Here is a 13,669-nt window from a genome sequence, read left to right as displayed (position 1 = left end):
GAGCGACACGTGATCATGACAGAGAAAACATCCTTCAAGGTCGGCCTGATTGGCGCCGATATACAGCTTTCCAAATCGCCCGCGCTGCACATGCGCGAAGGGGCGGCGCACGGCCTCGATTATTCCTATGAGCTGGTGGATGTCACCGCCCGCAAGCTGCCGGAAACGGCGCTTCCGGAGCTTCTTTCCGAGCTCGAAGTACGCGGGTTTGCCGGCACCAACATTACCCATCCGTTCAAGCAGGCGGTCATCCCGCATCTGCATGAACTGTCGGACGACGCCCGGATGCTGGGCGCGGTTAATACGGTGGTTTTTCGCGATGGGCGACGGATCGGCCATAATACGGACTGGTATGGCTTTCACGAAAGCTTCGTCCGTGGCCTGCCGGATGCAAAACGGGATCGGGCACTGTTGGTCGGCGCGGGTGGCGCCGGGGTGGCCGTCGCACACGCGGCGCTGAAGCTCGACATTGCCCGTCTCGATGTTTTTGATCGGGATATGGCAAGGGCAGAACGCCTGGCGCAGGACCTCAACGGCCGTTTTGGTGAGGACCGCGCCTTTGCGGTGAAGGACCCGGCTGCGTCCCTGCCCTATGCAGATGGCCTGATCCACGCCACCCCGATGGGCATGCCCGCCCATCCCGGCATGCCTGTTGCCGCCGATCTGATCGAACAGCGACACTGGGTGGCCGACATTGTCTACATGCCGCTTGTGACAGAGCTTTTGGCCACCGCGGCCCAGAAGGGTTGCCGCACCTTGCCAGGCGGCGGCATGACCGTGTTCCAGGCCGTTGGAGCCTTCCGGCTGTTTTGCGGCCGCGAGCCGGATGCCGGGCGCATGACGGCGCATTTCACCGAGCTTTGTATGGCGGAGGGCGTCGCATGAGCCTCTTCACGGTCCTCAACGGTCCCAATCTCAACCTGCTTGGCCAGCGCCAGCCGGAAATCTATGGTTATGAAACGCTTGCCGACGTCGAAGCAAACTGCCGCGCCATTGCCGACGCTGCCGGGCACACACTGTTTTTTGCCCAGAGCAACCGGGAATATGAGATCATCGACTGGATCCATGAAGCCCGCGGCAAGTCCGCGGGCATCGTCATCAATCCCGGCGCGTTCACACACACGTCTGTGGCGATCCTCGATGCCTTGAATACCTTCGAGGCTCCCGTCATCGAGGTGCACATCTCGAACATTCACAAGCGCGAGGCCTTCCGGCACCACTCCTACATTTCGCCCCGTGCAGAGGGCGTGATCGCTGGGTTGGGTATCGAAGGATACGAGGTGGCTCTCAGCCACCTTATCAAGCGTCTTTCACGATCTTCGTGAGATGGGCGGGCGCCAGCACATAACGCAGCACCATGTCGCTGGCGTGCTGCGACAAGGTCTCCTGACCTTCATCGGTAAACAGGCTGTCGCCAAAGATAAACGAGAACGTCGCGACATTAGAGACGTTGAAAAACGACAGGGCGCTGATCTGCCAGTGCAATTCCAAGGCGTCGATGCCCTGCCGAAAGATGCCGCTCTGCTGGCCGCGCACCAGCACGCTCTCCAGCGCCTCGATGGCGGTGCGGTTCAACTCGCGTATCGTCCCGGAAGACTGCATGTGCCGCCCGTGGTGAATATTCTCGATCATCACCATTCGGATGAAGGCCGGGTTACGCCGGTGGTGATCGAAAGTGAACCGACAGAGCTTCTCGAGTGCCGCCACAGGCTCCAGATCATCCAGGCCCAGATCGCTTTCCCCACCGCGTACCTTGGCATATGCCTCTTCGAGCACATGCTGATAAAGGCTCTCCTTGTCGGTGAAGTAATAATAGATCATGCGCTTGGACGTGCGCGTGCGCGCGGCGATCTCGTCGATCCGCGCTCCCGACAGACCGTTTTGCGAAAATTCCTCCATAGCCACGGACAGAATATCGCGCCGCACACCCTCCGGGTCTCTTTTCGCCGGGCGAGTTTCTGCTGTGCCTTTGGAGGTCGCGGTTTTCGTCATGGTCGATCAATCCACCCTTGGGCTTGCGGTTACCGCCCACGCCCGTATTATTAACCAATCAGTACATAAGGCTGAAAAGGAAGGCAATATGGCGAGCTATGACACAGCAGGACACGGCATGCCAATGCGCACATCCATTGCAACCGTATCGATCAGTGGCGAATTCCCCGAAAAACTGGCGGCGATTGCCAAGGCAGGCTTTTCGGGCGTTGAGATTTTTGAAAACGATTTCCTGACCTACGATGCTTCGCCGCGCGAGGTGAAGGCGCTAGCCGCCGATCACGGCCTTGAGATTACCCTCTTCCAGCCCTTTCGCGACTTCGAGGGCATGCCGGAACCCCACCGTGCCCGCGCCTTCGAGCGCGCTCAGCGCAAATTCGACATCATGGGCGAACTCGGCACCGACCTGATGCTGATCTGCTCGAATGTCTCGCCGGTCTCGCTCGGCGGCATCGACCGCGCCGCCGCCGATTTCCATCAGCTAGGCGAGCTTGCGGCAAAACATGGCGTGCGCGTCGGTTACGAGGCGCTGGCCTGGGGCCGCCATATCAGCGATCACCGCGATGCCTGGGAGGTGGTGCGCCGCGCCGATCACGCCAATGTCGGCATCATCCTCGATAGTTTCCACACGCTGTCGCGCAAGATCGATCCCAATTCGATCCGCTCCATTCCCGGCGACAAGATTTTCATCGTGCAGCTTGCCGATGCGCCGCTGATCGACATGGACCTGCTCTACTGGAGCCGCCACTTCCGCAACATGCCGGGCGAAGGCGATCTGCCGGTGGTGGATTTCATGCGCGCCGTGGCGGCAACCGGCTATAGCGGCCCGCTATCGCTCGAAATCTTCAACGACCAGTTCCGCGGCGGCTCGGCACGGCTGCTGGCCGAAGACGGCCACCGCTCGCTCATCAACCTGATGGACCAGGTGCGCCGTCTCGAACCCGACATCCGCATCGATGTGCCCGCCATGCCGGAACGGGTGGAGACGCAAGGAGTGGAGTTCGTCGAATTCACCACGGCACCGGAAGAAAAGCCTAATCTGGAAGCCCTTCTCGCCACGCTCGGCTTTGAAAACACCGCCCGGCACCGCAACCGCGATGTCGATCTTTATACGCAGGGCGATATTCGCATCGTCATCAATACCAGCGATGGTGGCGACAGTTTCGCGGGAGCCTCCTATTCCATCCATGGCACCAATGCTTATGCCTTCGGGCTGAAGGTGGATGATGCCGCAGCAGCGCTGGCACGGGCCGAAGCGCTCGGCGCGCCCACCTTCGCCGAGCCGCGTAAGTCAGGCGAGGTCGCCGTTCCCGCCATTCAGGGCGTGGGCAACGGCGTCATCTATTTCCTTGACGGTTCACCAGAGCTTTCTTCCATCTGGGACAATGAATTCGTGCCGACGGAAGGCCGAACGCCGGAAGGCGACGCCGGCCTCAGGCGGATCGATCATCTTGCGCAAACAACGCATTATGATGAAATGCTGACCTGGCTTTTATTCTACACCTCGCTGTTTGCGACGCGGCGCACGCCGATGGTCGATGTGGTCGATCCGGGCGGGCTGGTGCGCAGCCAGGCGATTGAAAGCGTGCCCTCGCCGCATTTCCGTCTGACCATGAACGGTGCGGACAATCGCAAGACTTTCGCCGGCAAATTTCTGGCCGAGGGCTTCGGCACCAGCATCCAGCACATCGCGTTTGCCACCGACGATATCTTCGCCACAGCCAAAGCCCTGCAGGCGCGGGGTTTCCACGCCCTGCCGATCTCGCGCAATTATTACGACGATCTGGAAGCCCGTTTCGGGCTGGAGCCGGAGTTTTCCGATGCGCTCCGAGCCGCGAGCATTCTTTATGACCGCGACGACAATGGCGAATATTTCCAGATCTACAGCCGCACCTTCGGCGAGGGTTTCTTCTTCGAAATCATCGAAAGGCGCGGAGCCTATGGCGGTTATGGCGCAATGAACGCTCCCTTCCGCATTGCCGCACAAAGACGGCTTGCGCCGCCGGTCGGCATGCCGAAGGAATAACAGCCTGCATGGAAACCGGGTGGCATTGAGCTAAGAGGGTGCTCCTTTCAGCCTGCCGCCACCCTCCCCCTCCTCATCCCTGTGCTTGTCACAGGGATCCAGCCGATGCGCGTCTGCGCGGCGGGAAGAATCTTTTCAACCGAAGGACTTGGGCTGACTGGATCTCTGTGACAAGCACAGAGATGAGGGAGGTGAGTGCAACGAACCACTGCTCGCTGTTTGGTCCCATCCCGGACGAATCCGCGCCAAATTAAAATGCACATTGCGTATTTGTAGAGCAGTACACAAAAATTGTTCAACACTCTGGACATGATTGTTCGGTTTTGTTAGCTTTTTCGGCAAAACAAGGGTGGGGAATTAGAGTTACATGCGCATCGTCGAATCTGCGGCCGACGCAAATCATCCGGCCGGTACCGATGAGGTTGCCTGCGGCGCTTCGGTGACATCGAATGTGCCGTGTCCGCGGGCGACGGCCAATGCGCGTTCCGCTGGCAAAGCGGCCTGAAGACATGCAGTTCTTCGCGAAATCCCCGTCCCTGCCCGTGGCGTCGCCCAGCACGCGCCTGCCCGAGACATTTGCCCCTTCCTCATTTTCACATGGCCGCGCCAGCTTTGCCGCGCAGGCCACGCCGGAGACGCTGACATGACTGCCGCACCCGCAAACGCCCTCCTCTCGGTCGAAGGCCTGAGCGTCGAGTTCGGCAATAGCCGCGTCGTGGACGATATCTCCTTCAGCGTCGAGCCGGGCCGCACTGTCGCGGTCGTCGGCGAATCCGGTTCGGGAAAATCGGTCACCTCGCTTTCCACCATGCGCCTTGCCGACATGATGGGCGCGACCTACCCCACCGGCAAAATCCTGTTTGAAGGCAAGGACTTGCTGAAGGCGTCTCAGAAAGAGATGCGCGCGATCCGCGGCAAGGAGATCGCCATGATCTTCCAGGAGCCGATGACCTCGCTCAACCCGGTCTTCACCATCGGCGACCAGATCTGCGAAGTGCTTGTCCTGCATGAGAAGATGAGCAAGCAGGCAGCGATGGCAGAAGCACAGACGCTGCTCGAAATGGTGCGCCTGCCCGATGCCGCCGAGCTTCTGAAGCGGTATCCGCACCAGCTTTCCGGCGGCATGCGCCAGCGCGTGATGATCGCCATGGCGCTCGCCTGTCGGCCGAAGCTTCTCATTGCAGACGAACCGACAACGGCGCTCGACGTGACCATTCAGGCGCAGATCCTCAACATCATGCGCGACCTGCAAAAGAAGCTCGGCATGGGCATGGTCTTCATCACCCATGACATGGGCGTGGTGGCGGAAATGGCCGATGACGTCGTCGTCATGTGGAAGGGCAAGAAAGTCGAGGAAGGTCCGGTGAAGGATATCTTCGCCAACCCGCAGCACCCTTACACGCGCGCCCTGCTGTCCGCCGTTCCGCGCCTCGGCAGCATGGAAGGCGAAGAGTTTCCCAAGCGCCTGCCGCTCACCGTGTTGCAGGACGGCCAGCCGGTCGTGGTCGGCGAAGAGCGCGTGCAAAACACCGCGAGATATGACGCGAAGCCGCTTTTGTCGGTCAAGGACCTGTTCGTGCGTTTCGATATCCGCAAGAACCTGTTCGGCAAGGCGACGCACCGCCTCAGCGCCGTGCAGAAGGTGAGTTTCGATATTCACGCCGGCGAGACGCTGGCGCTGGTGGGCGAATCCGGTTCCGGCAAATCCACCATCGGCCGCACCATCCAGCAATTGCAGACGGCCATCTCGGGCGAAATTGCCTTCAATGGTCGCAGCTATTCGCAGATGTCGGCGGCGGAGCGTTTCCGCATGCGCCAGGAAGTGCAATATATCTTCCAGGATCCCTTTGCCTCGCTCGATCCGCGCAAGACGGTCGGTTTTTCGATTGCCGAGCCGATCAACACCCACGGTTTGATCAATGATCAGAAGGCCGTAAAGCGGCGGGTGGATGAATTGCTGGAGCGTGTGGGCCTCTCCTCCGAGCACGCCGCGCGGTATCCGCACGAGTTCTCCGGCGGCCAGCGCCAGCGTGTCTGCATTGCCCGTGCGCTCGCTTCCGATCCGAAGCTTATCATTGCAGACGAGGCGCTGTCGGCGCTCGACGTCTCCATTCAGGCGCAGATCATCAATCTGTTCATGGATTTGCAGGCCGAACGCGGGCTCGCCTATCTCTTCATCAGCCATGACATGGCGGTGGTGGAAAAGATGAGCCACCGCGTCGCCGTGCTTTATCTTGGCCAGATCATGGAAATGGGCAGCCGCCGCCAGGTCTTCGAAACCCCGACGCATGATTACACCCGCCGCCTGCTTTCGGCCGTGCCGGTGGCCGATCCGACCATCGAGCGCCGCATCGCGATGATCGAAGGAGAAATACCCAATCCCGTGCGCCGTGTCGGCGATGAGCCGGCCATTCTCGCCCATGAGGAAATCAATCCGGGCCACTTCATCGCGAAGAGCGCCTGAATAACAACCAGAACCACAACCATCTGAAGAGGAACAGGTAGATGACAATAATCAAGAAGGGGATGACGACAACGTTCGTCGCGCTTGCCATGGCCGCCACGGCCTTTACCGCCGCACCGGCTCTCGCCGCCGGCAAGATGACCATTTCCAGCCCGCAGGATCCGGGCAGCTGGGATCCAATCGACACCTTCCTCGTGCAATGGGCGGCTGTCGCCACCAACATCTTCGATGGCCTGACCTATCGTGGCCCGGACCTGAAGGTTGTGCCAGGCCTTGCCGAATCCTGGGAAGAGCTGGATGAGGGCAAGCGCATCCGTTTCAAGCTGCGCCAGAACGTCAAGTTCCACAATGGCGAGCCCTTCAACGCCGCCGCCGTCAAGTTCACCTTCGAGCGCCTTCTCGGCGAACAGGGTGCCAAGGGCCCGCAGCGTTCCAACTACGTCGCCATCGAAAGCGTCGATGTCATCGACGATTACACCGTCGACATGAAGCTGAAGGCGCCCGATCCGGTGCTGCTGACCAAGCTTGCCGGTTATGGCGGCATGATCGTTCCGCCGAAGTACATTCAGGAAAAGGGCGAGGACAATTTCAACCTCAACCCCGTCGGCACCGGCGCGTTCAAATTCGTTTCCTACGCACCGAAGACCAACATCAAGCTGGAAGCCAACCCGGATTACTGGGGTGGTGCACCGAAGCTTTCCGAGCTTGAATACCGCTTCATCGCCGAGCCGGCGACCGCCGTTGCCGAATTGCAGGCAGGCCGCGTCGATCTCGTCATTCCGCCCACCATCCCGATTGGCATGATCCCGGTCATCGAAGGCGATTCCAAGCTTCAGATCGTCAGCGTTCCCGGCCCGACGGTGGATGCGCTGCGCTTCAACACCCGTGACGGCATCACTGCCGATCCGAAGGTGCGCAAGGCCATCATCATGGCGGTCGACCGCGGTACGATCGTCAAGTCGATCCTCGCCGGTCAGGCTTCCGAAATCGCCAGCTTCCAGAGTGCGCTTTCCTTCGGCTATGACGCCGATCTGAAACCGCTGCCCTACGATCCGGAAGGCGCCAAGAAGCTTCTCGCGGAAGCCGGCGTCAAGCCGGGTGCGGCGCTCCAGATCGATATCCGCGGCAATGACGCAACGATGAACGAGGTGGCGCAGGTTATTTCCAGCTACCTCTCCATGGTCGGCATCACCGCCACCATCAAGCCTTACGAAACCAACGTGCTGCTGAACGACATCATACCGCAGGGCAAGACCGGCGCGATGTTCCAGCAGAAATGGGGCGGCTGGACCTTCGATTACGACAACACGGCCTATTCCATGTATCACTCGGGTGAAAAGTGGAACCCCTATGACAAGGACGAGAAGCTGGACAAGCTGCTGGAATCCCAGCGTCCGCTGACCGACCGTGCCGCGCGCGAAAAGATCCTCAAGGAAATCGGCAGCTATACCGCCGAACGCGCGCTGGAAATCCCGCTTTACAACACCAATGCCATTTACGGCATCAACAAGCGGGTCAAGGGTTTCGTCGCACCGCCGGACAACCGCCTGAAGCTGACCGACGTCACCGTCGAATAAGCTGGTTAATCCTCTCATAAGTCGCCTTGCCCGCCACGCGCGGGCAAGGCAGAACTTCTCTTCAAGGTAAAAAACGTGGCCGGTTTCCTCATCAAGCGATTGCTGCAGGCGATTTTTGTCGTCATAGCCATCACCCTTCTCGTTTCTTTCGCCATCCGCCTGACGGGTGACCCCGCCGTCACCATGTTCCAGGGCGGCGGCAGCATGACGGAAGATGATCTGGCGCGCATCCGTGCGGCGCTCGGCACCGACCGGCCGTTCTTCGTGCAATATTTCAGCTTCCTGAAGGGCCTCGTGACGCTCGATTTCGGCCGCAGTTTCACCGGCAGCACGCCGGTCTCGCGCCTCATTGCCGATGCCCTGCCCGCAACGCTGCTTCTCGCCTTCATCTCCATGGCGGTGTCGATTGCGCTTTCCATTCCGCTCGGCATCAAGGCGGCGACCTCGCGCGGCAAGACGGCCGATCAGGTGATCCGCATCTTCTCGCTCATCGGCCTGTCTTTCCCGAATTTCTGGCTGGCCACCATGCTGGTGCTGTTGTTCTCCATCACGCTCGGCTGGCTGCCGCCAAGCGGCATGGGTGGCTTTGCCAGCTACATCATGCCCGCCGTCACCATGGGTGTCATCCTCACCGCCACCAATGTGCGTCTGGTGCGCACAGCCATGCTCGATACGCTGCGCTCGCAATATGTCATGGTGGCGCGCGCCAAGGGCCTCAGCGAAAACAAGGTTCTCTACAAACACGCGCTGCGCAACTGCGCCATTCCGCTCATCACCTATTTCGGCCTGCAATTTGGTGGGCTGCTCGGCGGCATCGTCGTCATCGAACGCGTCTTCAACTGGCCGGGCCTCGGCACGCTGGCTTTCGATGCGGTCGGCGCGCGTGACTATCCCGTGCTTCAGGCCGTCATCACCGTGCTGTCGCTGATGATCGTCGGCATCAACCTTCTGGTCGATATCGCCTATGGGCTTGTCGATCCGCGCATCCGCACGGAGTAAGTGACGATGGCTGCCAAAACCTCGCGTCTCGCGCGCTTCACCAATCTCGAATTCGTCCTCGGCGCGTTCCTCACCGTGGTCATCTGCCTTGCCGTCGTCTTTTCCGATGTGCTGTTTCCGGGCGGCGCGGACAAGATCGACCTGATGGCGCGCCTTTCCAAGCCCTTTGCCAATGCCGCCCATCCGCTCGGCACCGATCCGCTGGGTCGTGACGTGCTCGCCCGTGTCGTCGCCGGCGGCAAGATTTCGCTGCTTGTCGGTTTCACCTCGGTTATCGGCGCGGTCATCTTCGGCGTCGCGGTCGGACTGGTGGCGGGTTATTATCGCGGCTTCTGGGATATGCTGGTCATGCGCTTTGCCGATATCCAGCTCGCCATGCCCTTCATTCTGCTCGCCATCACCTTCATCGCCATTGTCGGCGGCAGCCTCACCAACACCATCATCCTCCTGATCGTCTCGCAATGGGTGCAATATGCCCGCCTCGTTCGCGGCTCGGTGCTGACGCTGCGGGAGCGGGAGTTCATCCTTTCCGCCCGCGCCATCGGCGTGAAGGACTGGCGCATCATTCTTCAGCACCTGCTGCCGAACCTTATCGGCCCGGTCATCGTGCTGATGACGCTCAATGTCGCCAACAACATCCTGCTTGAAAGCAGCCTCACCTTCCTCGGCCTCGGCGTCGATCCGACCATTCCGAGCTGGGGCGGCATGCTGGCGGATGGACGGACCTATCTGCAGACCGCATGGTGGGTCAGCGTCTTCCCGGGTCTTGCCATCCTTCTGACGGTGCTTGGCCTCAACCTTCTCGGCGACTGGCTGCGCGATAGCCTCGACCCCACCGGCAGAACCTCGAGGTAATCAGATGAGCCAGATTTTCGACCAGACTTTCGAACGCACGCTGGATGCGCTTCTCGCCAATGCCGAACCCGGCCAGTCCTTCGAGGCATGGAGCTTCGATGATGCCAAAAGCCGCCGCGAAGCCGAAAACCGGCTGAAGAAAAAAGGCGTCAGCGCCCGCATCCGCAGCGCCTACAAACCGCTTCTCTTCACCTTTATGGAAGAGATCAATCTGGATGGCGTCGATACCATAGAGGTGCGTTACCCGGTGCACGCGAACGCCCCCGCCAATCGTTTCCGGCTGGAAGCCTATCCGCTGGCGGCTCTGGTGGGCGATGCGAAGATCGATTTCGTCGCCAGAAAAGACGACGCCTTCCATTATGATGTTACTCTGAGCCGCAACGGCAAGAGTGAAACCCTGAAGATTCTGGCGCCAAACCGGGTGCACACCGATATCGTCGGCGAAACCAATGTTTCACCCACGGGCTGGTTCCGGCTTGCCGGCGATGCTGTGGGTGAGCGGCTGGAGACGGATTACGAACGGCTTTTCGAAGCGGCGATCCATGCCGTCGCCAACCATGGCTGGGGCGATGAAGAGCCCTATTTCGAGGAACTGAACATCCGCGTCGCGCATCCGGCCAAAGATCTGCCACTTGCCCTCGGCGATGAGGTCGTCAGCCTGCGCGAAGCCCTGCATGAGGATTTCTATTTCTCGCTCCTGGAATTGTTCCAGAAGAAGTCCGGCCGGCCGCTGGGTGACCGGGGCCTGAAGCCCGGCCAGATCGTGCCGGAAATTGTCAAAAGCGAAGGCGAAGTCTCCGTCCGCATCGAGGCGCGCACGCTCACCACCGCCTTTCTCGATGGCCGTGAACAGCAGATCGATACGGCCAGCGAACCGGTTGCTGCAGGCCAGCTCGCAAAACTGCTTGAAGAGATCGGCGGCGAAGCCTTCGAGGCCCATTCCCGTTCCGGCCGTATTCTTGCCGCCCGTTATGTCGCCGGCAGCGATGCCGCCGTGATGATCAGCGGCGGCCAGCATCCCAACGAGACCACAGGCATCGTCGGCGCGATCCGCGCTGCCCGTAAACTTGCCGAGCGCAGGGGCGCACATTTCACCATTTCGCCGCTGGAAAATCCGGACGGTTACGCCCTGCATCAACGGCTGAGAGCCGACAATCCGCGCCACATGCATCACGCGGCGCGTTACACGGCGCTCGGCGACGATCTCGAATATCGCACGCGGGAGAATTCGGGCGTCCATCTCAACGAGAAGGCAATCCGTTTCAGGGCGCAGGAGATGAGCGGCGCCAGCCTGCATGTGAACCTGCACGGTTATCCATCCCACGAATGGACCCGGCCGCTTTCCGGTTATGTCCCGCGCAATTTCGCCATGTGGACGCTGCCCAAGGGTTTCTTCCTCATCATCCGCCACCATGCGGACTGGGAAAGGCAGGCCGAAGCCCTGCTCGACCGGGTAACCCGCCATCTCGGCGCCATTCCCGGCCTGCTCGATTACAATAACCGCCAGATCGCGCTTTATGAAATCCACGCCGGCGAAACCGGTTTCCGCATCATCAACGGCTTCCCGTGCCTGTCCTCCGTCGACGATCGCCACACCGTGCCGATGACGCTGATCACCGAATATCCGGACGAGACGATCTACGGCAACGACTTCATCACCGGCCACACCGCACAGATGGAAACGGTTCTCTCCGCCTATGATGCCTGGCAGGAGATTCTCGTCGGGGAAGTGGCCTGATATTGCGGGCCGCCCTCGGTGGGCGGCCTATTTTCCCGCCGTGCTGGCGAGTTTTTGGTCCCGCTGCTTCTGCAAAAGCCTCTTGCCCTTGCTTAGAATATGCAGATTAGCGGCATCAAGCTTGTTGTACCCGGCCTGAATAATATCGAGATCGGCGACGTGACCGATTGCTGCCAGTTCATGCATCACGTCGCCAATAGCGACATCGACACTCGGCTTTTGCAGGTTGATCACATCCTCCACCGCAGCGTGCATGCCTTGCGCGTCTCCGCCCATGACGTGATACAGCGCCAGCGCCTTGCGAAGAAATGCTTCGCGGCGCTCGATCTTATTGTTGAGTATACTTTCGCCAAGGCGATCTCGCATCAACTCAACAACTCTATTTTGATATTCGCCCATCAGACACCAAATAAAGTTCACAATATGCTTCGCGAGGCTACAAACAATCCCCTTAGAACTGGTTAAGGCACGAGGCTTGCGCGAGTATGACCGTCATTTTCGAAACATGCCACAAAAGCTGGTTTTCATGAGGAAGCATTTCGATACCACGCGCCGCGAAAACACCGGTCGTGATGGCTGCGGCGGCGCTATACATTGAGAATCACGGGATGATCACTATTGTGCGATCTCGCATGAGACAAACCCGGCGGGACGGGTATTGATAACCGTCAGGTTATTTATCACCCCCCTTATTTCATTTTACTTTGGCCACCGCACTCATCAATCTGGCAGCCTGGATCGGTGGATGGGAGCCACGGATCAATTGGGAGGAAATCATGAAATTACGGATCACCGCCGCCATCGCGGCCATCTGCTTCAGTACTGCCGCTTATGCCGATACGATCAAGGTGGGCGTGGTCGGTCCGTTCTCCGGTCCCTTCGCGCTGCAGGGCAAGAACTTCAAGGCCGGCATCGATGCCTGGTTCGCCCTTCACGGCAACAAGGTCGGCGACGATACGGTCGAAGTCGTCTATCGCGACGTGCCGCAGGCCGATCCGGCGCAGTCCAAGGCGCTGGCGCAGGAGCTGGTGGTGAAGGAAGGCGTGCAATATCTTGCCGGCTTTTATTTCACCCCCGACGCCATGGCCGTCACGCCTTTGCTGAAGCAGGGCAACGTGCCGATGGTCATCATGAATGCCGCCACCTCGGCCATCGTGACGAAAAGCCCCTATGTGGTGCGCACCTCGTTCACCACCTGGCAGACCTCCACCCCCATCGCCAAGGTGGCCTTTGATGGCGGCGTGAAAAAGGTCATCTCGCTGGTCAGCGATTATGGTCCGGGCGTCGATGCCGAGAACGCCTTCAAGGCGGCCTTCACCGCCGCCGGCGGCGAGGTTGTCGAAAGCATTCGCATGCCGCTTTCCACAAATGATTTCAGCCCGATCATGCAGCGCGTGAAGGATTCCGGCGCGCAGGGCGTCTTCGCTTTCCTGCCGTCAGGCCCGACCACGCTCGGCTTCGTCAAGGCCTTCAACGATAACGGCCTGAAATCCGCAGGCGTCAAGCTCTTCGCACCGGGCGATCTGACGCAGGAATCCGACCTGCCGGCGCTTGGCGAAGCCGCGCTCGGCATGCAGACGACCTTCCATTACGCCGTCTCGCATGATTCCCCTGAGAACAAGACCTTCGTGGAGGCCGCCGCCAAGGCGATCGGCAACCCGAAGGAGCTCTCCTTCCCTTCCGTCGGCGCCTTTGACGGCATGTATGTCATCAGCAAGATGATCGAGGCCACCGGCGGCAAACAGGATGCGGAAAAGGCGGTGAACGCGGTGAAAGGTCTTTCCTGGACAAGCCCGCGCGGCCCTGTCAGCATCGATCCGGAAAGCCGCCACATCACGCAGAACATCTATCTGCGCGAAGTGGCCAAGGGCGATGACGGCAATTATTACAACAAGGAAGTCCAGACCTTCCAAAAACAGGGCGATCCGGGCCTCGCCGCCGCGAAGTAACGGCAGCTTTTAAAAGACGTTGTCGGGCCGCCAATAGCGGCCCGTCTCCGGCCCGGATGGGCATTGCAG

General features: G+C 60.1%; 12 protein-coding genes. 10 read left to right on the top strand and 2 right to left on the bottom strand.

From position 1 onward, the window contains the following. Positions 1-15 precede the first annotated feature (15 nt). On the top strand, positions 16-885 hold the full coding sequence (locus RAC79_RS12000; protein ID WP_374997043.1) for a shikimate dehydrogenase: 870 nt from the start codon (positions 16-18) through the stop codon (positions 883-885). Then, positions 882-1,325: a type II 3-dehydroquinate dehydratase gene (gene aroQ, locus RAC79_RS11995; protein WP_065655344.1), complete on the top strand. Its 444-nt coding sequence runs from the start codon at positions 882-884 to the stop codon at positions 1,323-1,325. Before RAC79_RS12000 ends, aroQ begins: the two co-directional genes overlap by 4 nt. Here the strand turns inward: aroQ and RAC79_RS11990 are convergent. After that, positions 1,300-1,992: a TetR family transcriptional regulator gene (locus tag RAC79_RS11990; protein ID WP_080857931.1), complete on the bottom strand. Its 693-nt coding sequence runs from the start codon at positions 1,990-1,992 to the stop codon at positions 1,300-1,302. The genes aroQ and RAC79_RS11990 overlap by 26 nt on opposite strands. A gap of 124 nt (positions 1,993-2,116) precedes the next feature. On the opposite strand from RAC79_RS11990, the gene RAC79_RS11985 reads away from it, so the two are divergent. From RAC79_RS11985 to RAC79_RS11955, 7 genes are all read left to right on the top strand, one after another. Further along, the gene (locus tag RAC79_RS11985) at positions 2,117-4,018 is read left to right on the top strand and encodes a bifunctional sugar phosphate isomerase/epimerase/4-hydroxyphenylpyruvate dioxygenase family protein (RefSeq protein ID WP_065655382.1); all 1,902 of its coding nucleotides are present in this window, start codon (positions 2,117-2,119) and stop codon (positions 4,016-4,018) included. 476 nt (positions 4,019-4,494) lie between these two features. Beyond that, the gene (locus RAC79_RS11980) at positions 4,495-4,665 is read left to right on the top strand and encodes a hypothetical protein (RefSeq protein WP_158080270.1); all 171 of its coding nucleotides are present in this window, start codon (positions 4,495-4,497) and stop codon (positions 4,663-4,665) included. Beyond that, on the top strand, positions 4,662-6,482 hold the full coding sequence (locus RAC79_RS11975) for an ABC transporter ATP-binding protein (protein ID WP_374997042.1): 1,821 nt from the start codon (positions 4,662-4,664) through the stop codon (positions 6,480-6,482). The genes RAC79_RS11980 and RAC79_RS11975 overlap by 4 nt, the downstream gene beginning before the upstream one ends. Positions 6,483-6,523: 41 nt before the next feature. Continuing rightward, positions 6,524-8,059 (top strand): ABC transporter substrate-binding protein, encoded by a 1,536-nt coding sequence (locus RAC79_RS11970; RefSeq protein ID WP_374997041.1) that lies wholly within the window; start codon positions 6,524-6,526, stop codon positions 8,057-8,059. Positions 8,060-8,134: 75 nt separating this feature from the next. Then, positions 8,135-9,058 (top strand): ABC transporter permease, encoded by a 924-nt coding sequence (locus RAC79_RS11965; RefSeq protein WP_065655348.1) that lies wholly within the window; start codon positions 8,135-8,137, stop codon positions 9,056-9,058. Positions 9,059-9,064: 6 nt separating this feature from the next. Then, positions 9,065-9,913, top strand: a complete 849-nt coding sequence (locus tag RAC79_RS11960; RefSeq protein ID WP_374997040.1) for an ABC transporter permease — start codon at positions 9,065-9,067, stop codon at positions 9,911-9,913. A 4-nt stretch (positions 9,914-9,917) separates the two neighbouring features. After that, on the top strand, positions 9,918-11,651 hold the full coding sequence (locus tag RAC79_RS11955) for a M14 family metallopeptidase (protein ID WP_374997039.1): 1,734 nt from the start codon (positions 9,918-9,920) through the stop codon (positions 11,649-11,651). Positions 11,652-11,678: 27 nt separating this feature from the next. Here the strand turns inward: RAC79_RS11955 and RAC79_RS11950 are convergent, their stop codons facing one another. Further along, complete coding sequence (locus RAC79_RS11950; RefSeq protein ID WP_174040501.1) at positions 11,679-12,050, bottom strand: hypothetical protein; 372 nt, start codon at positions 12,048-12,050, stop codon at positions 11,679-11,681. Positions 12,051-12,427: 377 nt separating this feature from the next. Here RAC79_RS11950 and RAC79_RS11945 point away from each other — a divergent pair, with 377 nt between their 5' ends. After that, positions 12,428-13,600: an ABC transporter substrate-binding protein gene (locus RAC79_RS11945; protein ID WP_374997038.1), complete on the top strand. Its 1,173-nt coding sequence runs from the start codon at positions 12,428-12,430 to the stop codon at positions 13,598-13,600. Positions 13,601-13,669 lie beyond the last annotated feature (69 nt).

Origin of the sequence: Agrobacterium sp. LR_9, from assembly GCF_041954855.1 — a bacterium.
Classification (GTDB): Bacteria; Pseudomonadota; Alphaproteobacteria; order Rhizobiales; family Rhizobiaceae; genus Agrobacterium; species Agrobacterium leguminum.
Note: the sequence above shows the minus strand (reverse complement) of the source record. Positions and strands in the feature narration are given on the sequence as shown.